Source organism: uncultured Parabacteroides sp., assembly GCF_905196875.1.
Classification (GTDB): domain Bacteria; phylum Bacteroidota; class Bacteroidia; order Bacteroidales; family Tannerellaceae; genus Parabacteroides.
Genome location: NZ_CAJJWO010000009.1, coordinates 59,704 through 84,237 on the forward strand (window position 1 = coordinate 59,704; position 24,534 = coordinate 84,237).

General features: G+C 44.9%; 18 protein-coding genes. 5 read left to right on the forward strand and 13 right to left on the reverse strand.

All coding sequences use genetic code 11. From position 1 onward, the window contains the following. Positions 1-208 precede the first annotated feature (208 nt). The 3 genes from QZ076_RS05350 (at position 209) to QZ076_RS05360 (ending at position 2,662) form a co-directional block, all read left to right on the forward strand. A complete protein-coding gene (locus tag QZ076_RS05350; protein WP_293710983.1) occupies positions 209-466 on the forward strand; it encodes a hypothetical protein in 258 nt (85 codons plus the stop codon). Between the two features lie 62 nt (positions 467-528). After that, positions 529-1,566, forward strand: a complete 1,038-nt coding sequence (locus QZ076_RS05355) for an endonuclease/exonuclease/phosphatase family protein (protein ID WP_293710985.1) — start codon at positions 529-531, stop codon at positions 1,564-1,566. Between the two features lie 196 nt (positions 1,567-1,762). After that, positions 1,763-2,662: an endonuclease/exonuclease/phosphatase family protein gene (locus QZ076_RS05360; RefSeq protein WP_293710987.1), complete on the forward strand. Its 900-nt coding sequence runs from the start codon at positions 1,763-1,765 to the stop codon at positions 2,660-2,662. Here the strand turns inward: QZ076_RS05360 and QZ076_RS05365 are convergent. Together QZ076_RS05365 and QZ076_RS05370 are read right to left on the reverse strand one after the other, a co-directional pair. After that, on the reverse strand, positions 2,634-3,674 hold the full coding sequence (locus tag QZ076_RS05365; protein ID WP_293710989.1) for a DUF4249 domain-containing protein: 1,041 nt from the start codon (positions 3,672-3,674) through the stop codon (positions 2,634-2,636). The two genes, QZ076_RS05360 and QZ076_RS05365, sit on opposite strands and share 29 nt — an antisense overlap. Positions 3,675-3,680: 6 nt before the next feature. After that, on the reverse strand, positions 3,681-6,389 hold the full coding sequence (locus tag QZ076_RS05370) for a TonB-dependent receptor (protein WP_293711073.1): 2,709 nt from the start codon (positions 6,387-6,389) through the stop codon (positions 3,681-3,683). 361 nt (positions 6,390-6,750) lie between these two features. On the opposite strand from QZ076_RS05370, the gene QZ076_RS05375 reads away from it, so the two are divergent. Together QZ076_RS05375 and QZ076_RS05380 are read left to right on the forward strand one after the other, a co-directional pair. Continuing rightward, positions 6,751-7,233 (forward strand): cold shock domain-containing protein, encoded by a 483-nt coding sequence (locus tag QZ076_RS05375; protein WP_293710991.1) that lies wholly within the window; start codon positions 6,751-6,753, stop codon positions 7,231-7,233. A gap of 27 nt (positions 7,234-7,260) precedes the next feature. Beyond that, positions 7,261-7,452 carry a hypothetical protein gene (locus tag QZ076_RS05380; RefSeq protein WP_293710993.1) on the forward strand — a complete coding sequence of 64 codons (192 nt, stop codon included), beginning with the start codon at positions 7,261-7,263 and terminating at the stop codon, positions 7,450-7,452. A gap of 4 nt (positions 7,453-7,456) precedes the next feature. On the opposite strand, the gene QZ076_RS05385 is transcribed toward QZ076_RS05380, so the two are convergent. From QZ076_RS05385 to QZ076_RS05435, 11 genes are all read right to left on the reverse strand, one after another. Continuing rightward, the gene (locus tag QZ076_RS05385; RefSeq protein ID WP_293710995.1) at positions 7,457-8,518 is read right to left on the reverse strand and encodes a DUF4249 domain-containing protein; all 1,062 of its coding nucleotides are present in this window, start codon (positions 8,516-8,518) and stop codon (positions 7,457-7,459) included. Between the two features lie 4 nt (positions 8,519-8,522). Then, positions 8,523-11,219: a TonB-dependent receptor gene (locus QZ076_RS05390; protein WP_293710996.1), complete on the reverse strand. Its 2,697-nt coding sequence runs from the start codon at positions 11,217-11,219 to the stop codon at positions 8,523-8,525. 8 nt (positions 11,220-11,227) lie between these two features. Beyond that, positions 11,228-12,070, reverse strand: a complete 843-nt coding sequence (locus tag QZ076_RS05395; protein ID WP_293710998.1) for a FecR domain-containing protein — start codon at positions 12,068-12,070, stop codon at positions 11,228-11,230. A 14-nt stretch (positions 12,071-12,084) separates the two neighbouring features. Next, positions 12,085-12,858, reverse strand: coding sequence for a porin family protein (locus tag QZ076_RS05400; RefSeq protein ID WP_293711001.1), 774 nt, complete (start codon positions 12,856-12,858; stop codon positions 12,085-12,087). 103 nt (positions 12,859-12,961) lie between these two features. Next, complete coding sequence (locus QZ076_RS05405) at positions 12,962-13,480, reverse strand: RNA polymerase sigma-70 factor (protein ID WP_293711003.1); 519 nt, start codon at positions 13,478-13,480, stop codon at positions 12,962-12,964. Positions 13,481-13,677: 197 nt separating this feature from the next. After that, entirely contained in the window at positions 13,678-14,733 is a 1,056-nt protein-coding gene (trpS, locus tag QZ076_RS05410) for a tryptophan--tRNA ligase (protein ID WP_293711004.1), read from the reverse strand. 45 nt (positions 14,734-14,778) lie between these two features. After that, on the reverse strand, positions 14,779-16,224 hold the full coding sequence (locus QZ076_RS05415) for a sulfatase-like hydrolase/transferase (RefSeq protein WP_293711006.1): 1,446 nt from the start codon (positions 16,222-16,224) through the stop codon (positions 14,779-14,781). 235 nt (positions 16,225-16,459) lie between these two features. Next, positions 16,460-19,006 carry a glycoside hydrolase family 95 protein gene (locus QZ076_RS05420; RefSeq protein WP_293711008.1) on the reverse strand — a complete coding sequence of 849 codons (2,547 nt, stop codon included), beginning with the start codon at positions 19,004-19,006 and terminating at the stop codon, positions 16,460-16,462. Between the two features lie 90 nt (positions 19,007-19,096). Then, positions 19,097-21,325, reverse strand: coding sequence for an alpha-L-fucosidase (locus QZ076_RS05425; protein ID WP_293711010.1), 2,229 nt, complete (start codon positions 21,323-21,325; stop codon positions 19,097-19,099). Between the two features lie 126 nt (positions 21,326-21,451). Beyond that, entirely contained in the window at positions 21,452-22,978 is a 1,527-nt protein-coding gene (locus QZ076_RS05430; RefSeq protein WP_293711012.1) for an arylsulfatase, read from the reverse strand. Positions 22,979-22,984: 6 nt separating this feature from the next. Then, positions 22,985-24,526, reverse strand: coding sequence for a sulfatase-like hydrolase/transferase (locus tag QZ076_RS05435; RefSeq protein WP_293711015.1), 1,542 nt, complete (start codon positions 24,524-24,526; stop codon positions 22,985-22,987). Positions 24,527-24,534 lie beyond the last annotated feature (8 nt).

Genomic DNA, 24,534 nt, shown 5'->3' on the forward strand with positions numbered 1-24,534 from the left:
ATAAATACTTTTATCTTGCCGCAATGATCTGTTAAAATATATTACCCGGTATACTAATACAAATTTATTGGTATAGTAATCCCAAATAGATGGTATAGTCAACTTTCCAATCCACGTACATCCGAAGTATGAATTAAACTTCATAGAACACGCCAAGGGAGCACAACGTATAGTAGGAGATTCCGTTGAAACGATTGGAGACGATAAGTTGGTACTGATTACAAATCCGAAACTGGAACATTCATGGGTAAACCACGAATGCAAATCGCAAAGTATACACGAGATAACCATCCAGTTCCATCGTTCGTCGTTGCCGGACGAATTATTGGGCAGGAGCCAGTTCGAGAGCATCAAGACCCTTTTCGAACGAGCACAGAAAGGATCGGTAGCAGAGATCGGATATGCCTGCGGCTTCAACAACCTGTCGAATTTCAATCGGATCTTCAAAAAGAAGGTAATTGTTTAGTTCAGCCCTGATAAAATAACTAATTTCGCGGAGCTAAATAAAATACATAAAAGACACATATCATGAAAAAGCATTTATTTACAGCACTCGTGTTATTACTCGCTGTTTTTTGTTTTTCATCCTGTCAAAAGACAGAGACATTTAAAGTTCTGCAATTTAATATCTGGCAGGAAGGTGCTGTAGTAAAAGGCGGCTTCGACGCCGTAGCCGACGAGATTGTCCGCAGCAATGCAGATTTCGTTACATTGAGCGAAGTCCGTAATTATCACAACACCCGCTTCTGTGACCGTATCGTCGAAGCTTTGAAAGAACGCGGACAGACGTATTATTCATTTTACACCGAAGACTCCGGCCTGTTAAGCCGCTATCCGATCAGCGACAGCAGTACCGTTTATCCCCTGAATGACGACCGGGGTAGTATTTACCGCCTGGTTACGAAGAAAGGCGATCAGGAATTTGCCGTCTATACAGCCCACCTGGACTATCGGAACTGCGCTTATTACGATGTACGCGGATATGACGGTAACGACTGGGAAAAGATAGAACCGGTTACCAGCCTCGACTCTATCCTGTTGTTAAACCGTGCCTCCGTGAGAGACGACGCAATGGCTCGTTTCATCAGCGTTGCCGAAAAAGACAAAGCTGCCGGCCGTATCGTTATCCTGGGTGGCGACTTCAACGAGCCTTCCCACCTGGACTGGACGGAAGCAACGAAAGATATGCGCGACCATTACGGACTGGTTATCCCCTGGGACGTTTCCGTTATGCTGGAAAAAGCCGGATACAAAGATTCTTATCGTGAAAAATATCCTGATCCGGTTACTCACCCGGGATTTACCTGTCCGGGAGACTGCCCTGATATCGCCTTGGAAAAACTGGTCTGGTCGCCCAAAGCGGATGACCGCGACCGTATCGACTTTATCATGTATGCTCCTTTCGAAGGACTGAGTCTGACAGACGTTACGATCGTCGGACCTAAAGGCGATATCCTGCGTGGCGAACGGGTAACTGAAAATACAGCCGATCCGATTATCGAACCACAAGGAATCTGGCCTACCGACCATAAAGCCGTTCTGGCCACTTTCCAGCTCACAAAATAATCTCAGAAAATGAAAGACACACACAAATACGGCTGGTTAGCCTTTATTCCGGCAGGGATTATTTGCTTTTACTTTTTCCTGCATACCTGCATATCGGTGCCGGATATAAAGGGGGATAATTATCCCCCTGCCTAGAGTAGGGATAAAAAAAGAGTTATTACCTTTACCGGATCAATAAAACAAGGGAACAATTATCATGAAAACATTGAATACACTAGGTTTACTTCTTCTATTCTCTTTATTCGCACTCAAAGGCGTCAGTCAGGAAAAGGCAACAAATAGTATAAAGGTTATCTCATACAATATCTGGAACGGTTTTGAAAAGGATGCGACACGTCAGGCCCGTTTCACCGAATGGATGAATCAGCAAAAGCCGGATATCGTAGCCTTGGAGGAACTTGTCGGCATCAATGAGAAAGACCTCGCTGCACTGGCCGCTTCTTATGGTCATCCGTATGTAGCTATCGTGAAAGAAGAGGGTTATCCGGTTGGGCTTACTTCCCGTAAACCTATCGATGTAGTCAAGAAACAGGTGGAAGGATTTTGGCATGGTATGCTGCATGCGCAAACTTACGGATTAGATATTATCGTTACGCACCTCAGCCCGTTCGAATGGAAATACCGCTTGAAAGAGGCTGAAGCGATCACACAATATATCCGTGAAAACAATTTGGAATCTTGCATGGTCATGGGCGACTTCAATGCCTATTCCCCTTTTGATGCCGACGAAGTCGAAACACATACCCAACTCCGGCAGAATATGCAGGACTGGGATAAGAACCATCCCGAATACGGCAATATGCGTGGTGAACAGTTCGACTACTCGGTGTTGTCCAAATTTCTCTCCATCGGTTTTGCCGATCCCGTCAAGATGTTTGTCCCGGCAGAACAACGGATGTCGTATCCTGCCGCTACCCTCTATGAATGGCAATGGGGCGATCCGCGCCTGAAAATGCTTGGCGAACGGTTGGACTATATCCTGGTTTCACCGGCTCTGGCTCCCAGATGTATCGATGCTGCCGTTCACAACGGAAAGGAGCTGGAAGGGATTTCGGATCATTATCCGGTTAGTATCCGTATGGAACTTCCACAGTAAGGGTATCCACACTGGCCGCCCCCAATATGCCGGTTCCTCCGACTACATTACTGAGAACACGTATCGGTTCGGCCAGTCCGGCATCCACCAGATCATTGTTTAATGACAAGTCGTTTAGCTCGGCTAATGCCATCAAATACTGATAATAGGATTCGGAAAGGGTATACAAATAAACCTTTACATAAGAGGGGGGATCACCGTTAGGATTTTCCTCGGGATAACCTTCTGGAGGATAAGAACTTCCATAAGAATATCCGGCCAATTTCAATGTATATTCCTGTCCGTTAATCAACTCATCAGAGAAAGGCCGTCCACCATAACCTGATAACCAATCATTTCCAAACAACTCATCTAACACAGATATTTTATTTTTAAAAACTGGCTCATAGGAATAATCGATATGGTTACTAGACCAGTAATAGGTTCCCGTAAAAACCCTTTCACCTGACTCTTCATCATATTCCATATCAGGAGAACCAAACATAACACGTACCAAATAACAATCTCCCTCTTGCTGTTTATCTTTGAGTGTCGTTCTATAAACAGTTCGGTAACTATAATATCCATATGAACCGGTATCCTTTTCTCTTACAACCTCTAATTTTAATAATTCCGGTTTTACCGGTAACACACATTCCGCAGATATATCCTTAAAACCATCTTTCTCTACCTCAAGACGTATCTTATCACCATCGGACGGAATATAGGAAGCCTTGTAATAAGCAGCTGAATTGTACTCACTTTCTTCTACATGCCATGTCATATCTTCTCGGTATTGTCCGTTCACATACAAACTGATTTTCGCATCTTCTATTGTTATATTCGGATTTTCATCTGTATAAAACCAGGTACGTGATACCGTTGCTGTCAGCGGCATTCCTGTCTGCGCCACACAGTTCAGTACCAATTTAGGATCCGGACGCAAGTGTTCCAGATCGACATACTTCACACACGAAGAGAAGATTATTGACAACAGGATAAATAAAATAGTATGTTTTATAAGATATTTCATAGCTGATTAGAATTTATATGTATAAGAAACAGAAGGAATAATAGGCATAATACCTATCTGCTTGAAAGCCGGAACAAACCTTCCCCATTTACTATCCGGATCAGGAACAATCTTTTCTGATTTGTAAATCATAAATGGATTCATACGGGAATAGACATTATAGATACTAACTGTCCAGATGCCCATCCTCCCTTTTTTCTTTGGGCGATAAATCTTAATTGCCAAGTCTAAACGATGATAAGACGGCAATTGATAATTATTACGTCTATCATAATAATCAATATTCCCCAAACTACTATTACTCGAATTATAGCCTCCTCCGCCATAAGAATTATTAGGAGGCAAATCAAGTTTTGGAAAACCCGCTTGCTCGTAGTTCTCCAAAGAAAGCGTCGTATGATTGCCTGAAGCAAACGACCAGGCAGCCGATAACTCCACTTTTGGAGTTATCTTATACATAGCCACAATATTCAGTTTATGCCGGTTATCAAAACGGGCCGGATAACGTTCACCTTTATTCAATTCCGAAAATTTACGATCCGACCAGGAAAGAGTGTAACCCAACCAGCCAGTCAGACGCCCTGTTTCTTTGCGCGCCATCAACTCAGCTCCATAAGAACGTCCTTTACCGGATGTCATCTTCTTTTCCCAGTCTTGGAAAGAAGGTGTAAAGGTATGTCCATCACGGTATTCCAATAGATTATTCATTCGTTTATAATATCCTTCAAGCGAGAAATTGTATTCCTTATTCAATGAATAATAAAATCCGGCTGATACCTGATCGCTTACCAACGGCTTCAATGAACGTGTCACTGGCATCCAGGCATCCGTAGGCAAACTGATAAAACTATTACTTATCAGATGTACATACTGATTCATACGGGCAAAAGAGGCTTTGAAACTAATATCTTCCTTCATCAACCAACGAAGCGAAGCACGCGGCTCCAGGCCGGCGTATGTTTTATTCTGGATATTAAACAAGCTGAATCGTAGGCCGGCATTCAATTTTACGGTAGGTGAAAGCGTCCAGTCATCTTCCGCAAAAACACCGGCTTCATGTGCCCATAGCAAATCGTTAGCAAAAACCTTACCTATACGAGTCGTATCCTGGATATTTATTTCAGAAGAAGCGGCTTTATTATATTCGGGGCGGAAGCGATGCAACAGATAATCACCTCCAAACCGGATATGATGGGAAGCTAACGGCAAATAATCGAACGAAGTACGCAAACCCACATCCATGATCCCTGTCTCGGTAGATGTTTCGTTAAATGTATTGGCATAATCGTCATCTCCCTCCTCTCCTATCACATATTTTTCCGTATTTCTCAATTTGGAATGATAACGTGTAAATACACCCGAAATTTTACCAAACAGCTGGTTATTGAACACATACGTCCACCCTGCCGTAGCCATTAAATTACCCCAGCGAAGAGATATATCATTCTCGTCTTTAAAAGTACGATCTTCGTTCGAAGTAGAAAATTCAGTTCCTCCCCCTTTCAATACATCATTACCATTGTAAAGACTCAAATACATCCGGCTACGGTCGCTGAAACGATGATTTATCTTTAAATTCAAGTCATGGAAAGCATACCGTCCGCGAACTTTCGAACCATCCTTCTTGATGATCCCGTTAGTTATGGCAATAGCCGGTGCAGTAAGTACATCCAACCAGGTACGCCGTAAAGCAATCTGGAAAGAGGTACGATCTTTTATAATAGGTCCTTCGAGATTCAAATTACCCGAAATCAAACCTAATGTAGCACTTCCGTGGTATTCTCTCATATTCCCCTCTTTGGTATGCACATCGACCACCGACGACAAACGTCCGCCATAACGAGCCGGAAAACCGGCCTTGAAAAAATCCATACCGCTGATCGCCTCCGAATTAAATGCGGAGAAAACACCTCCGATATGATTGATTTGATATACAGGATTACCATCTATCAGGAATAAATTTTCATCGACATTTCCACCACGTACATACATACCGGCCGTACCTTCCGTACCGGCAGACACACCAGGTGTCAACTGAAGGGTTTTGATAATATCCGCCTCACCGAACATCACCGGTGTTGCATTAATTGTTTTCTGATCGATTTCCAAAGCTCCCATTTGCGTACTGAGTACCGACTGCTTACTATTCGCAGCCCCCGTCACTACCACTTCCTGTAAAGAAGCAGTTGGCACCAGGTCTATTGCCAATGTTGTATCTCGGTCCAATTCTTCCAGATCATACACCTGGCTTCCGTATCCGATATAGGATGCCTGTATCTTAATTTCCCCAGCCGGCAATGTCAGACTAAAGAAACCGAAATTATTCGAAGCCGCCCCCATCCGAGTGTTGGCCTCATAAACCGAGGCCCCGATCAGAGATTCGGCGGACTTAGCATCACGCACAAAACCGCTGACCGTTACCTGCTTTGGTTTACGCTTCAGGATCACCACGTTTCCTGTCAACTTGTACACTACCGGGAGATTAGCGAATAAACGCTTCAGGCAATCCGGCAATGCTTCACTCTCTGCTTTAAAACTGGTTTTCGGAAGCTCTTTCAACAAAGATGATTCATAAGAGAAGGTTACTCCGGTCTGCTTTTGTATCTCGTCGAGAATTTCCCGGACAGGAGCCTTCTGCATGTTCATCGTAACCTTCCGTGTTTCATCCGCACCTTTTGTCTGCGCCTGAAGGGCAAACATCGCTAACATCATCATCATTACAACCATTGTAACACGGGCAAATAGTTTTGCAGGGTATACTTTCTTCATCTTACTTATTGTTGATATCTATCCCTTAGACAGGATTTAAGGAAATACCCCTATCGGGCAGAACAAAAATAATAGAATAATTCGAAAATACCTTCCACTAATATATGCCAACGATTGTATCTTAATTTTAAATCAATACAGAAAAAAGGATTCTTCGATTTATTTTATTATCTTTGTGAAAGAGTTAGAGTTACGAATCATTATTGCACAGTTCTCCTTATTTACACATTATATTAAGCAGGCCTCTCCTTTAATTCTACACCTTACTCCGAATTAGTATTTATCTTATAATAAAATTATTAGCTACATGGCAAGATCCGTCACCGTTGACAAACGTGAAAATGAAAAAAAGAGACTCGCAAAACGAGCAGAAAAACAAAAAAAGAAAGAAGAAAGGAAACTATCTCCTAAAGCGAACAGCTTTGAAGACATGATTGCTTATGTTGATGAGAATGGGGTGATTACCTCGACTCCACCGGAAGAAAATGTCAAAAAAGAAGAGATCAAACAGGAAGAGATACTGATATCGGTACCTAAAAAAGAGAAAGAGGAACCGGTTATCCTAAAAGGAAAAGTAGACTTCTTCAATACCTCCAAAGGATTTGGTTTTATCAAAGAACTTTCAGGAGGTGAAAGATACTTTTTCCATGTAAACAATATCTTGTCTTCGGCAATTACCGAAGGTGATATCGTTACATTCGACCTCGAACGCGGCTTAAAAGGCATGAATGCGATCAACATTCGCCTGGAAAACGAATTACCCGCCGTAGAAGAGGCATCAGAAGATTAATAAACAATCATTTAATAAGAAAAGAATATGCGATCAGAAAGAAGTTTAACAAACCAGCTAATAGAGAATTCACTGAAAGAGTATAAAAAAAGCGTAGGCGAAGTGGTTCTTGTAGCTATCAGCCCAAGGACGACGATTGAACTTCCTGCTCATCTTTCCCCCGAGGAAAGAGCGATTCGCATAGAAAACTACAAAAAATTGCACCCCTCGATGGTATAAGTTCTTACCATTCGAAATAAGGAGGTACACTGCCGATGGGCATGGTGATGCGACGTGTTGCTCTCTGATAGCCAGTCACAACACCGAAGCCGTCGGTTACGTTTGAATAGGTGGAAGTGGGTTCCAGCAAGGCATCCATATTAGCATCTCCCAACGATATGGAGAAGTTACGGATCACTTTCAGATAGTTATAATAAGCCTCCGAAATCGACAAAAGATGAACATCGTAATGTACGGTGGCCGACAAGGTGTCGGTGACAAATGAATAATTGGGAGTAAACGAAGCTGTCACCGTATAATCTTTTCCATTAAACAAGTCATCCGGGAAAATACCTCGGCAATAAGGCCCGTCATAATAAGCTAGTGAAGGAATATCGGGCTGGAATACCGGATCGTCATAAGTCAACCGAAAACTGTAAAAAGAGAATTTCTTAAATGTATCCATCAGATCATCACCGGTTATGGAATTTCTCCACACTTCATCACAAAACGTACTCACCCACATCACACTATCCCCTTTATGAAATTCAACTAATTGTTCCAAAACCAGACGATAGTAATTACGTTCAGCAGGTTTATCGTGCAACGTAATATACATCCTTAAAAGTTGAGAGCTAAAAGAATTAGGTTTGAGAAATCCCACTGTGTCGAGTAAAATAATATCCGTCTTCTGAGGGATCACCGTCTCTGCCGCCACCGGATCGAAACCGGATGCCCCGGCCTCCAACCTCACTTTATCACCTGCCTTTACATGGCAACCGGACAACTTAAACTGTCCTTTGTATTCGGTACTGTCAGCCGGATTATCCGAACGTTGCATACTCCCCCGGAAAGTATCATTTACAAACACATCTATATTCACTCCCTTATCAGGAAGATCGTATTCAGGAACACTATCCAGTAAAAACCAGCTTTTCGAAAGAAATGCAGCCACTTCACGTTCAGGTGTGATAGAGGCATTCAACACCAATACCGGAGGCACCGGATCGAGTTTCAGCACGACATCACGTATACAAGAAATGCATAAAAGCAAAAGTGGCAGTAATATGGATAATATCTTCTTCATCGTATTAGAATTTATAGGTATATGATACGGAAGGCAGGAACAGGAACAAAATAGATTGCTCCAGATAGATCTCACGTTTTCCGGTAGCGGAATCAGTGTAATATTCTGTCTCAACACTAAACGGGTTCGGGTGGCAATAAGCATTACAGAGGCTAAGATTCCAGATTCCCATACGCCCCTTCTTTTTATAACGGTAAAAGTTAAGCCCCAGGTCAAGACGATGATAAGGAGCCAACTGGTAGTTGTTTCGGGAACTGGATGCATAATCGTTACCGTCTCCCCCTGAAATGATACCACTACCGTGTAGATAGCCGTTATTCGTCTGTCCCGTCCCTCCATGATACACCTGATCCTTGATCGTGATATAATTACCGGAGGCAAACATCCAGGCGGCAGTCAGTTCCACCTTGCGAGACAGTTTGTAAGTTGCCACGACGTCTACCTTATGACGGTTATCATATTTGGAAGGAAAACGCCGGCCTTTATTTACACTTCCATCCGGAAAGAGGCGATCTGACCAGGATAATGTATAACCGATCCAGCCCGACAAACGCCCAGTCTTTTTCTGCGCCATAAGTTCCATTCCGTAAGCACGGCCATAGCCTTCCCCTACTCGTTCTTCCCAATTGGAATAATCGGTCCCTACCGGAAAACGATCTTTGTATTCGATCAGGTTATTCATCCGTTTATAATATCCTTCGATAGAGAAGTTATACAGCTTGTTAAGCGTATAGTAAAGCCCGGCGGTATACTGATGCGCATTCATCGGACGGATATTACGGGTTACGGGCACCCAGATATCTGTCGGCTGGCTGATATAGCTGTTGGAAAGAAGGTGGATATACTGGTTCATTTTTGAATATGACAGTTTAGCAGAGAAGTTGCGGGCCAGCAAATAACGTATCGACAAACGCGGTTGAAAAGACTGATAAGTCTCCCCCTGTACAGTAAATAACGTATATCGCAAACCTACATTCGTCTTAAGACGTTCCATCACATGCATCTCTTCTTCGGCAAACAAAGAGACTTCATGGCCGTGAATCAGCGAATTGGCATATATCGTATTTGTCTCTTGCGATTTTACCGAGTCCTTATACCAACTCTTCATCGTATTCTGCTCAGGACGGAAGTTATGAAACAGATAGTCACCACCGAAACGGAGGCGATGTTTCTCATGTATACGGTAATCGAATGATGCACGCAGGCTCATATCTTCCATAGCCGAACGATAGTGGCTTTCCTGATTGTATACTCTCTCTTCATTGATGTTGGAAGACTGCGCATAATCTGCCTTATCTTGTATGATATGCGAACGGTAACGTGTATATCCCGCCGTAAAACTGGCAAAAAGCTTATTATTGAATACATGATTCACTCCCACTGAACCGATCAGATTTCCCCACCGCCAACGAAAATCCTTACCAAGACGATCTCCATAGCTATACTCTTCTCCATTAAGATAACTGTCGCTACCCATATAAAAACTCATATAAAGACGGGTACGGTCGCTAAAAGAATGGTTCACTTTGGCATTCATATCGAAGAAGTGATACCCGCCTTTCAGTTTATCGCTCCTGTCTCTATTTACAGCTTTCAGTATCGGCCATGTGAAAAGTTCCATCCAGGTACGTCTGACGGAAACGTTGAATGAAGATTTTCCTTTTATAATAGGGCCTTCCAAGTTCCCCCGCATAGCGAGCAAACCGATAGAGAAATTTCCATGATATTCGTAACGGTCGCCATCATTTGTCCTCACATCTACAACTGACGAGAGCCTTCCTCCATATTCGGCAGGAAAGCTCCCTTTATAAAATGTCGTATTCTTGACGGCATCAGGATTAAAGGCTGAAAAGAAACCAAGCAGGTGATTGGTGTGATAAACCGGGTTACCGTCAAGCAAGTAAAGGTTTCCGTCGGCATTGCCTCCCCTCACATGGAGACCGGTCATCCCTTCCACCCCTACTGCAACGCCGGGCAGTCGTTGCAGGGTTTTCACCACATCCGTCTCCCCCAGCAAGGCCGGCATCGACTTGATGCGTTGGGAGGGAACCTCCACCACCCCTGTACGTGTGCTTAAGACCTCCGACCGGGGATTCAAGCCCTCTACTACGATCTCCCCTAATGCCCCGATAGCATGCAGAGGTATATCGACCAGCGTATCACGGGATAACTCGAAGGTAACCTCTTTCGCTTCATAACCGACAAAGGAGGCTCGCAAAGTGACTTTCCCGGGAGGCAGCGTAATACTGTAAAAGCCGTAATTATTCGTTGTTGTCCCGCTTCTGGTAGTGCGCTCGAATACCGAAGCGTTAATAAGACTTTCGTAGGATACCGAGTCACGCACGAAACCGCTTATGGTATACAGCCGGGGCTTGCGTTTCAAAATCACGATTTGCCCAGTCATCCGGTAAGTAACAGGCAAAGAGTAAAATAATCTTCTGAGACAATAAGACAGCGATTCGTCCTGCGCCTTGAACGACATCTTCGGGAAGTCGTCGAGCATAGACGATTCGTAAGAAAAGAAGATACCTGTCTGCTTTTCTATTTCCTGCAATATCTCCAACAGGAAAACCTGGCGCATATCCATTGTCACCGTAGGCGTAGGCTCGACCGGTAGCCTGACTACGGCAGCCAGTTCCCCGGCTTTTACCTGCGGAAAAAGCATAAGAATTCCTGTCAGTAATATCCATATACGTCCCATAGGTAAACTTATTTATTAGGATCAGGAGCCAGGCGGGTATCCAATGTCTGGTTGATAACCAGTAAAACATCTTCCAGCGGAAGATCATTGAAAGTGGCCGTCAGTTTCAGATTCGGTGTTTCTGTTTTATTGATTACTTTTACCTGATAGTATTCATTCAAATCGTCGATAACCTTTTCGAGCGGAGTATCATTGAAACGCAACTGCCGGGTTTTCCATGACAGGCTATTAAGGTCTTCTTCGAGTATTGTTATTCCGTTGCTTTCCATAGAATACGAAGCCGACATACCGGCCGTTAATATAACCTTGTCCGTTTCACTTCCGGTAGCACCAAAGCTTACTTTACCGGTCATCACATTCACGTCTGTTCCGCCGGGTTGCTCGTTTATCTGGAAACTGGTACCCAATACGGTCACTTCCGTCCGTTCAGTATACACAGAAAAGGGACGTGCCTCGTTCCGCGTCACCTGGAAAAAGGCTTTTCCTTTCATTTCCACTACACGCCTTTCCTTTCCGTACGTCTTCACATCATATCGTATGGAAGAACTTCCTGCCATCGAAATCAGTGTACTGTCAGGCAGGTAGACTTCTTTCAGTTGCCCCGGTCCGGTTGTTACAGCCACCCATTCGGGGGAATTACGTTCTGTTATAAAATAAGTTCCGAAGCCAATGAGCAGTAAAAATACCGACGCTGCAGCCATCCAGTAGCGGCGGAAAGAAACCGTACGGCGTACCTGATGCTTCCCGGCAAACTGTTGCCAGGCCTTATCAGTATCCAAACGTCCTTCCTCGTAGTGTTTTGCTACGAAACGAATGCGTTGCTCCAATTTATTTTCCTGCTCGTTGTTCATATTTATTCCGTTCTCTAAAATCTATATCCTACTGTAAAGCTTGCGGTATGATATTTCAAATCCACACCATCATATTTATATTCTTTACCCAATCCCATATCGTAAGCAACGTTCAACGTAAAACGCTTTACCTCAACTCCGGCATTGAATGTAAACCCCCAGTCAAAACGTTTAAGGCTACTGCTCTTTCCAAATGGTCTCCAGGAACCATAAGTCGTTGAATATTCGTCTTCCGAGATAATCATTGTCTTATACTTGTTCTTTCCGGAAATTCCATAGGCCAGATAAGGACCGGCAGCCACATGCAATCTCACATCCTCTCCCAGCTTCCAGTTAAAACGGGCCATAACCGGCAACTGAAGATAATCCCTACGGGAACTTCCTTCGCTAAATGTGATACCTTCTACCTGCATATCCAATGGAAAAATGTTGCCACTGGAACCAAAGTATCCCCAATTACCATATCCGCCAAAGCCCAAATAGCCGGGAGAAAAAAACAAATAACAGTCTTCCAGCTTTCCGTCTTCTCCCATACTTTTACCATAGGCTGTCCCCGAATAGGTCTTTCCCTGACCACGCTGTACGTAATACAGGCCGGACTGAAGGGAGAATAATCCTGATCCAAAAGTATAGCTCACAGCTGCACCGGCTTTAAAGCCAATCTGGGCAGGAGAATTTCCCTTGTACTTCGTCACGTTCATACCGGCCTCAGGAGTTACAGACCATTGTGCACTAACTGTCGCCACATACATCATCATCAACATCACAATAGAAACAATCTTCTTCATCATCATTCTCTTTTCTTAGTGAAACAAAATTTGTAATACCTTTTGTCTCTAAGACAGAGAAGATAGAAAAAACCCCTATTCCGGTCAACACTTTTTTATTTGGTCACGCCAGACCAAAGAGAATGTTATAGATACGTACCGCCATCTCTCGCAACGACTTCAACGCCTTCCCCATCTGATTCTCAACTGTTTTTATTGAGATATTCAGTTCTTCGGCGATCTCCTGGTACTTCAGACCGTCGCGCTTCGAAAGTAAAAAGATTTTTTTGCGTTCGGGGGGTAAACCGTCTATCGCGTTCCACAGGCGGGCGTCGCGTTCGGCATTGTATATCTGCTCCTCCTCCGATGAGTCTTCCATATCCGGAAGCTGGTCGGTAGTCTGCAGATCGGTCGGCTGTGTCACAAGCGAAAGGGAACGGTTACGTACGGCCTGATACATATACGACTTCAGATTATCAATCAGTATATTATTGATATTCTTGTCCCACACATCGGCAAAAGCCTGTTGGACAATATCCTCCGCATCATCCAACCGTTCAGTAAACCGGAGCGCAAAAAGACACAAGGGTTTATACAAATCCTTGAAATACCGCTCGAATTCTCCGCTGGAAATGGTTGCCATACGTTTGTTATCTGTAACTATTCGCCGCAAAGTAAAACAGTTTTCCTGATAATCAGATAGAATTTCAGCTTCTTTATCACATATTTAAGAAATAATGAGCTAAAGGATGGTTAATCTGCAATCCACATATTCAAAAAAACAAAAAGGCATGCAGTTCTTTTACCTTCTGCATGCCTTTCTATTTTATATGAAATATATCAATACGGACGGAACCCGATAATCTCGCGTACTTCCGCTAGTGTTCTGGCTGCACTTGCGCTTGCCTTTTCGGCTCCCATGCGGGCAACCTTTTCCATATATTCATCGTTAGAACGGATGTCGAGGATGCGTTCACGGATCGGAGCACAGAAGTTGTTGATGTCCTCGGCCAGTTGCTTCTTCATATCGCCGTAACGGATCTCGCAGTTATTGTATTTCTCGTTGAAGAAATCGTAAGTGTCTTTTGTCGACACGATATCCATCATGGCAAAGAGGTTGGCGATGGGTTCAGGCTTCACGCTATTCGGTTCCGTAGGACCGGCATCGGTAACGGCCTTCATTACCTTTTTCTTGATTGCCTTCTCGTCATCGATCAGGTAGATTGCGTTTCCTTCGCTCTTACCCATCTTACCGGAGCCGTCCAGACCGGGCACTTTCACAGCCTTCTCCGTCAGGTGGAAAGAAGCTGGTTCGGGGAAAAACTCGACCTCAAACGTCGAGTTGAAACGACGGGCAAAACGGCGTGCCATTTCCATATTCTGTTCCTGATCCTTTCCTACCGGCACTTTCAGGGCTTTGTGAATAATGATATCCGCAGCCATCAAAGTAGGGTAAGTCAACAAACCGGCACTTACGCTATGCTTGTTTCCTTCATTGAAAATCTCTTTTTCCACATCTCCTTCAGCCGTATTTACACGGTCGATATGAAGCATCTGACGTGCCTTATCCTTGAATGAGGTCGTGCGCATCAACTCGCCGATACCGGCATTCATATTGAGGTAGAGATACAACTCAGCCACTTCGCGAACATCGCTCTGTATATAGATGGTAGCCTTCTCCGGATCGATACCGCAAGCCAGGTATTCGGCCAGGATCGTCTTTGCACTTTCACGGATATTTGCCGGACGCGGATGTGTAGTCAGGGAGTGCCAGTCTGCAATAAAGAAAAAGCAATTATACTCATTCTGCATTTGCAGAAAACTCTTTACTGCTCCGAAGTAATTCCCCAGATGCAAATTACCTGTTGGCCTGATGCCACTTACTACTGTTTCCATTTCTAAATTCTTTATTTTATTCAAACAGCCGCAAAGATAGTAATTTTAGAATACAAATCCGTCCCAGAAGGTCGAATTGTCTTTCGTCTTCTCCCGTTCCAGCGTCATTTGCTTACGCAGGTTCTTGATAAGCTTTGCCTGTTTTTTATCACCTGCCAGGTTATTCAACTCCCAGGGATCGTTCTTCAGATTGAACAATTGGGTGGTGCGCACGCCTTTCACATGATATTCGCAGAGCTTCCATTCCCCGTCGGATATAGCACGCTGGTTATCCATATAGCAGTAATACAGGTAATCCCTTACAGCTTTATCCTCTTCTATGGCAGGAATAAGGCTCACGCCGTCCACGGATGAGGGGATATCCGTTCCGATCATATCGCACAAGGTCGGGAATACATCGATCAGATAGCATAATTTATCACTCTTCCGTCCCTGGGCGTTACTTCCAGCCCCTTTGATCATCAGAGGGATACGCACGCTATGTTCGTAAACGTTCTGTTTTCCCATCAGACCGTGTTGTCCGACAGCCAAGCCGTTATCGCCGGCAAAAACGATAATCGTATTTTCATACTCTCCGCTTTCTTTCAGGGCCCGGATGATGTCGCCCACACGGCGGTCTACATGTGTCACCATGGCATAATATTCCATGATATGCTTCTTTATTTCATCCGGTACGCGGGGAATGGCGGCCAGCACTTCATCGCGGATCACCAGTTCGCCGTTATCGAACGGATGTTTGTCCATGTAGTTCGGCGGCAACTGGATGTTGTCACGGTCATACTGGCGCATATATTCGTCGGGCATCGTACGCGGATCATGTGGCGACATGTATGCAACGGAAAGGAAGAACGGTTTAGCGGCTCCCTTTTGTTTTTCGATATACCTGACAGCATCATCCGTGAAGATATCCACCGAATGTTTGCCGGAATACATATATTCACCCACTTCGTAGGTTACCTCGTTGCTCTTCGCCCAGTCTTTGACTACCGGACGCTTCTTTCCATAGTTACCATCTGCATTGTAGTTGTAGAGCGGCACGTTCCAATGGTCGTACATTCCACCGAAATAAATGCCTTCCGCATCGTTGAAACAACGGTTCATCGCCTGCGTACCGTTATGCCATTTACCGGTATGGAACGAGTTATATCCGGTCTGTTGCAAGGCTTCCCCGATCAAAATATGATCGTCGGGGACGGTCGATCCCTGTTTTTCCAGCGTATAAAGATATTTACCCGTCATCAGCATGGCACGACTCGGCATACTGACGGCACCGGAAGTTCCTCCCATGATATGGGCATTGGTAAAGACCGTGCTTTCGGAGGCCAACTTGTCCAGGTTCGGGGTGTGTACATCTTCTACACCCAGGAAATCCATCGCTGTTCCGCGCATATCATCCGCCAATATCAGGATGATGTTCGGATTCTTGTCTGCGGACAGCAAGCTCGTTGCAGACAGCATAGCAGTAGTTAATAAGGTTACTTTTTTGTTCATAAGAGAGCAGTTTATAGTTATATGCTTATACTTTTATATTTACCGGGAGATAAATCATTATCAAACCGTATGTTATCTCTATTATCTGCCGATGTAATCTGTTGCCGACAGTGTCGGCTAAATAAACGACAGTGTCGACAAAGCTTTCGACAGTGTCAGCAATATTATCGACAGTGTCGGCAACAGATTACATCGGCAGATAAATATAAATACTCCCCAGCCATTAGAGACTATCTCAAGGAGCGACCGGACTTACCTGGTAGCTCTTCCCAGCTACAGTAGTAAAGACAGTTTCATAGTATTCTTTCCCGTTGGAAGTAACCGGAGAAGAAGTTGCTATCGCTCTACCATCCTGTTTCACTGTAATAGGAAGGGATGTTCTCAACCGGCACTCCTTCCCGCTTCCGGAAAGGATGGAGGCTTCAGACAGACAGCCTTGTTGCCATTTCATAGCGACTTCAAAATTGCCACGCGCCTTCAGTCCTGATACGGAACCTTCACTCCATAAATCGGGCAGGGCGGGCAGCAATTGGATAAACCCGGCATGGCTTTGCAGCAGCATTTCGGCAACACCTGCAGTATAGCCAAAGTTTCCGTCGATCTGGAAAGGCGGATGGGCGTCCAGCATATTCTTGAATAATCCGCCCCCCTTGCGTCCATTGCCGAAACCGACAGGGTTGAAGAGGTTCGAAACGATCTTATAGGCATGGTTGCCATCCTGCAAACGTGCCCAACAGTTGATCTTCCAGCCCATCGACCAGCCGGTAGCTTCATCGCCACGTAGGATCAGTGTTTGTTTGGCTGCATCGAACAGTTCGGGAGTGGCATCTGCAGTGATCTGATTGCCGGGATGAAGACCGTATAAATGGGAGAAATGACGGTGTTTCGGCTCCCACTCTTTAAAGTCATACATCCACTCTTGCAACTGGCCGCGCGCGCCTACCTGATAAGGCAGCAAACGTGAAAGTTTATCTTTCAGTTCAGTACGTAAGGGTTCATCCTGATCCAGCATTTCCGCCGCTTCAAGCGTGCGGGTGAATGTTTCACGGATAATTGCCATATCCATTGTCGGTCCCATCGACATAGCACCTTGTTTACCGTTATCCATGATGAAACGATTTTCAGGAGAGACACCGACAGGAGTTACCAGACGACCGTTGCCATCGTCGATCAGCCAGTCGGCAAAGAATTCGGCGGCACCTTTCATCAAGGGATAAGCACGGTTCTTCAGAAACTCCTCATCTTGTGTGTACAGATAATGTTCCCACAGATGGCTGCATAACCAGCCTTGTACCATCGGCCAGAAAGAGGCGGTCGGCACATTATCGTTCGGCACGGACTCGCGCCAGATAGAGGTATTATGATGACCTACCCAACCGCGGCGGTTATACATGTTGCGAGCCGTTTCTGCTCCAGAAACGGCCAGTTCGTCAATCAGGCGGAAAAGTGGTTCGTGGCATTCCGAAAGATTGGTGAGTTCGGCCGGCCAGTAATTCATTTCCGTATTTATATTAATCGTATATCCGCTGTTCCAGGCGGGAACTACATCTTTATTCCAGATACCTTGCAGGTTCAACGGTTGTCCACCGGGACGCGAACCGCTAATCATCAGATAACGACCGAACTGAAACAACAAAGCAGCCAGATCGGGATCTGAAACAGATTCAAACTGCTGGATACGCTGATCGGTCGGCATTGCTTTCTGCTCGGGAGTAGAGGGCAATTGCAGGTCTACCCGGTCGAACAAGTTCTGATAATCGGTCACATGACGTTGTTTCAACTGTTTGTAATCATAAGCCAGGGCTTTATCCAGGATACCGGCTGCCTTAGCCGACGGATCCACACCTTCGCGGCTGGGACTTTTGTCGAAACCGTTGAAGCTGGTAGCCATACTCAGGACGAAATAGACTTCGCCGGTATTGTAAACATGTATGCCTTTATCAGTTATCTCATAATCTCCCCCTTTAGGCAGAACAGGTTTCAGTTGAGCTTCGAAGAACATACCTTTGTTATCGATCTCATCGCCGTAGAGCACACGTTTATCGAATTTGCGGTTTCCTTTCTCGTCATACAACTCAGGATGTTTATACTGGTCGCCCCATTCTTCCATCTGCTCGAAAGTACGGCGTTCCACATACCCGGGAGCCTGTCCGTGCAGAACCAGACGATCCGAGCCTTCCGACTGCTTGGCCGTAGGATGGGGAGAAGTGAAATTAAGGGAAAGATCGAGGCCGTCGGGCGTATTGCTCTTCAGGTGGAGAATAATGACATCATCCGGGTGGGAGGCAAATACTTCCCGCTCATACTGTACGCCGTTCTGCTGAAAAACCGTACGGGCTACAGCATCCGAAATGTTCAGCTCACGCTTATAACCGGACACTTCACCCGGCTTGTTATTCTCGATAAACAGATCGCCGAAAGGTTGATAATATTGGTGCAAACGGCCCAGCCAGTGTTTGCAGACCAGACCAGAGGCTTCGTCGTACTTCTGCGCCTTCATCAACCCGACTACCTTGTCGAACATTTCGGGGGTGATCTTAATATCTTTGAAGACAGTGGAAGGTTCTCCGCTGTACAACGTATTTTCATTCAGTTGCAGCTGCTCCTTATCCACGCTGCCGAACACCATCGCACCGGCACGACCATTACCGATCGGAAGGGCGTCATTCCAGTTTTCGGAAGGTTCGTTATACCACAGAACGAGTGACTCTTTCTGCTGTGTCTCCGCACACGCAAGACAACAAAAAAATAGAAGAAGAGAAGATAGTAAGCGTATATTCATGATAATTAGGTATTAAATATAAAAATATGTCTCCGGAAGGCAAAAGTAATTGTTTTCCGGAGACATCAAAAGTATTTAAATAGTTTTCTTTTAAAGCAAGTCAAATTCTGCAACGGCTACGACCTTGCCGTTGGCAGCTATTTCAGTCGCTTCGATACGAACGTAACGGGCAGTAACCGGACTCTTGAAGTAATGGTAACGTTTGCTCGGATCGTTGATAAGGTTTCCGAACTCAAAAGCCTCTACCTCTTTCCAGTTCTTGCCGTCATCGCTGATCTTCAGTACGCCTTTAGCCATCATACCTTCCGCATTGCGGGTTTGAGGAGTGTAGGCAAAGCCGTTGAGCGTTTCTTTCGAACCGAGGTCGATCGTTATGAATTGCGGCAGACTACCTTCTTCCGAACGCCAGAAAGTGGCGGGCTTAGCATCGAAAGCGGCTGTAGCGGGATTGCGTTTGGTTTCGCTGCTTGCTTCTACCAGCTTCCAGTTTTGCTTGGTCAGTCCCAGGCGTTCGCTATGCATGGCTCCTTTCTCTCCTTTCAGGACGGCAATGGCTTTGAGTTCGCCACGTTCCATTTTAAAGGGTTCCTTATATTCGGCAGAGTTTTCGTTCGGTTCTTTGCCATCGGTTGTATAATAGATCTTATAGCCTGCGTTCAGGTTGCCGGCAGCATTCTGTCCGTGGGGGTTCCAGCCGAAGTCCTGCAATTTAGGTTCGATCGTAACCAATCCGTTTACATCTTTCCTGAAACTCAACTGAGGCGGACGGGATTTGTAATAATGCGCAGAGATATGGCTGATGGCAGGTGTAAGACGCGACTCGAGCAGACGTACCCGCAGCTTGTCCGTCGTTACTTCCGGAAAGCGGAGGATGCGTTTGTAACCGATATTGGTCGAAACGGCTATTTCTTTCCAGGCTCCGTCTATCCAGGCATCTACGGCATGTTTCTCCACCCGTTCCCCGTTCGTTGCAACAGCTTCCTGGAGCATGATACGGTTGATCGTCACCGGAGAAGGCATAGTTACGGTAAACTCTTTATGCCCTTCATCCATCGACAGCCAGGTATCGGGCTTTCCGTCGAGTACTTGCTCCGGGCCTTCCGCTCCTTGCAACAGATCCGTTCCGTATGTCTCCTTTATCCGTTTACCGGCTTCTTTCAACGATGCCACATCGGCAGGCGAGAAACGGCCGTCGCGGTTGGGTGGAATATTCAGCAGAAAGGTCGAGTTGCCACCTACTGCACGTTCGTAAATATCGAACACGTCGTCGGCACTTCTTACCTTCTGATGGGTGTCGTCGCGGTAGAACCAGCCTTCGCGGATAGAAGTGTTGGTTTCCGCCTGCTGATAGTGCAGATATTTTGCTTTATACAGTTCGTCGCGACCGCCCAGCACAGGGTCTGTCATGTCAGCAAACTGCGTCATCGTATCCGGATCGGCCTGATAAGGGATCACGTTCCATTCGGTCGGCCTTGTTCCTCCGGCTTCGTTACCGCACCAGCGCACGTCTTCACGACCGAATATGACGGCATTCGGAGCTAACGTACGGATCAGTTTCTTCCAGGCCAGATAGTTATAGGTTTGTCCGCCTTTGCGCTTCGGGTGTGCACCGTCGAACCAGACTTCGTGGATCGGTCCGTATTCGGTCAGCAATTCAAACAACTGGTTCAGGAAATATTCGTTATAATCGTCTACCACAAACTCGAACCTTGTCGGATTGGCAAACGGCCTGCCTGGTACTTCGCGAGGAATCGTCCGTTTGGTGTATTTGCTTAAATTTCCGTACAGCCCATCCGGACTTTCTATCTGGAACAGGTCGGCCGGCGAAAGATAAACGCCCAACTTCAATCCGTATTTCTGACAGGAGGCAGACAGTTCCTTCAGGATATCTCCCTTCCCGCCTTCAAAGTCGGAGGACATGATACCGTGTGTCGTATACCGGCTCTGCCACAGGACAAACCCGTCATGGTGCTTCACGGTAATGATAACCATCTTCATCCCGGCCGCTTTCATGGCTTCGCACCACTGGTCGGTATCGAGTTCCTTCAAATCGAACACCTTCGGATCTTCCATCCCGTTCCCCCATTCCATCCGGGTAAACGAATTGGGCCCGAAATGGATAAAGGCAATGTATTCATTTTGCAAAGCACTCAGCTGGTTCGGAGTGGGAACAACATGGGCAGCTTTCTCAATAATGACCTCGTGGCTGTCGCCGGGCTCGATTTTGATGGTGTTTTGAAAGAGGATAGTATTATCCTGCGCACAAAGAGCCGCAGAAAAGAGTATGCTTCCAAACAGGTAAAAGATTCTTTTTTTCATGATTATCCAATTGATTTGAAGTTAATAAATGAATCATCAAAAATACATCTTTGCATTTTGTATATAAAATATATCTCGAAAAAGTTACGCAAAGGTTTGCATGACACTATACAAACAGAGAAAAGATTACTCCATCCAGTTCAATTGCTCCCAGACTTCAGGATCATCATTTTTCTGAGGAATTCCCGGAGTGCTACGCCCTTCCTTAACATAACGTATCAACAATGCTCGCATCTTCTCTGCAATATCAGGAAATGAGCCGTACAGATTATCACTTTCTTCAGGATCCTGTTCCAAATCATACAATTGAAATTCAGGTGCCCCCTCTTTTGGTTTTCTTGGTTCACTCCAACCACCGGAATAAGAAGAAAGCAGTAATTTCCATTTACCTTGACGGATAGCAAACGATCCATTGATGGAATGATGAACTGTAGCCTCACGTATTATTTCAGAATATGCAGAATCAACCAACAACGGTAAAATATCGTAACTATCTTCCGCTTCATTATCCGCTAACGTATATCCTACTATGGAAGCAAACGTTCTCATAAAATCAGTCAAACAAATAGTTTGGTCTACAATATGGGGAGATACTTTACCCGGCCAACTGACAATGCAAGGAATATGATGCCCACCTTCAAACAGATCAGACTTCATTCCACGAAAAATATAACTCGGATCATGTCCTCTCTCTTTCAAAAAGTCAAAATCAGCATTCGGAGAGCAACCATTGTCTGAAGTAAATACGACTATTGTATTTTCTGCTATTCCATTATCCTCCAAAGCCTTCAACAGGCTACCGACTACCGCATCCGTTTGAACAACAAAATCTGCATACAAATTCAACTTCGATTGATCCACATAAGGGGATGAAGGAACAATCGGGGTATGTGGAGAAGTTAGCGGAAAATAGAGAAAGAAAGGTTTATCCTTTCCTGCCGATTGATTGATAAACTCAACAGCTTTATCCGTCAACGCAGGAAGAATATACTCTTGCTTCCAATCCGGTAATCCTCTACCGGCCCGACTATCTATTAACTTATCTTTTCTTACCGGATAGAATGTATCGGGAATCCCTACCGTCTTCCTGTTTTCAATAAAGCAATAAGGCGGATAATTGGGGGCATCCACTCCAAAAAAATAATCAAATCCAATATCACAAGGTCCCCCTGTGATCTCTTTCGTAAAATCCAAATTATATTGTTCTGGTGTATCAACTACACATTCTCCATCCTTAGTAGGGAAACTCATTCCCAAATGCCACTTTCCGATACAAGCAGTATTATAATTCCGGCTACGAAGCATTCCACCCATTGTAGTACGATCTGCAGCAATCAATGGTTTGGCATACCAACCTAACACCCCTCTTTTTAATGTCGAACGCCAATTATATCTTCCCGTTAATACACCATAACGTGTTGGAGTACTAACGGCTGAACTAGAATGGGCATCTCTAAATACAACCCCGTTTTCAGCGAGTCTATCCAAATGAGGAGTCTGTATTTTTCCATCTTTATTTAAGGATGATAAATCTCCATATCCTAAATCGTCTGCCAATATAAAGATTATATTGGGTTGATTGCTTTTCTGTGCAACCGTACCATATGCAAGGCCTGTCGCCAAACATGATATAATAATCGTTCGTTTTTTCATATATTCTTAAATAACGTCCATCCAACTCAATTGTTTCCAGACTTCAGGGCCATCATTCTTCCGAGGAACTCCCGGAGTACTGCGACCTTCTTTAATATATTTAATCATCAAGTTTTTCAATTCTTTGACAATTTCCGGATATTCGGTATAAACATTACTGGTTTCTTCAGGATCATCCTTCATATTGTATAACTGTACTGCAGGCATAGTCTGTATAACTTCGTCATCTTTGCCAGGTCTGGGGAAGCTCCACCCTCCGGAACTTGGAGATAATAAAAGTTTCCATTCACCCTTACGAATAGTAAAATCACCTCTGATCGAATGGTGAACCGTTGCCTCACGGATCACGTCGTTTCCTTCTTCATTGATCAGCAACGACAAAATATTATAACTATCTTCCCCTTCCGAATCTTTCAACTGATAATCGGCAACTGAAGAAAAAGTGGCATAAAAATCAGTAAGACAGACAGTCTGGTTTACCACATGATGTTTTATCCTAGCCGGCCACCTGACCATACAGGGTATACGATGCCCACCATCAAATAAATCAGCTTTATGACCTCGATAGATATAGCTGGGAAAATGTCCTTTCGCCTGAAGTTCATCAAACTTGGCTTCGGGACTACATCCGTTGTCCGTGCTGAACACCAAGATCGTATTGTCTTCCACACCCGCGTCTTTCAGTGCTTTCATTACTTTTCCCACCATATCATCCACCATCAGTACAAAATCGCCATACGGATTCAATCCCGATTTACCTTGATACTCTTTGATTGGCAGGATCGGAGTATGGGGAGCCGGCAACGGAAGATAGAGATAGAATGGCCGACCGCTCTGCGACTTTTCATGAATATAAGTCACTGCTCTGTTTACAAAATTGGGCATTGTCTGTTCATGGTCGAAATCCGAAGCCGTCGGGCCTTTCCGCCAGAATTTCATTCCTGTATTTTCTGTAATCCTGTCTGGTAAAGCGGTTGGCCTGTCATTTTCCACATAGACGTAAGGAGCCATATCCAGAGAACCGGAAATGCCATAAAAATAATCAAACCCCAACGTCGTCGGTCCGTTTGTTACCGGTTTGCTGAAATCGATACTGTCGATACCGGCTTCAATATTATTCCAGTTCCATCCCAAATGCCATTTACCAATACAGGCGGTCTGATATCCTTGATCTTTCAGTACATTGGCAATGGTTCGGCGATCTTGAGAAATCAAAGCTTTGCTATACCCTCCCAATACTCCTGATTTTTCAGTTGAACGCCAGTTATACCGGCCTGTCAGAAGACTGTAACGGGAGGGAGTACTAACAGATGAACTGGAATGTGCATCCGTAAAAATGACTCCTTCATTCGCAATCCTGTCAATATTATATGTTTGTATTCGGGAATGTTCATTTAATGCCGAAACATCCCCATAGCCCATATCATCTGCAAAAATAAAAACGATATTAGGTCTGTCTGGCTTTTTTTCCGCCTGAGTTGTACAGCTCAGGGTAGCCAGTCCCCCTAAAAAGAGGAACAGGCTACGAGTATTTGTTTGTTTAACCATACCTGATA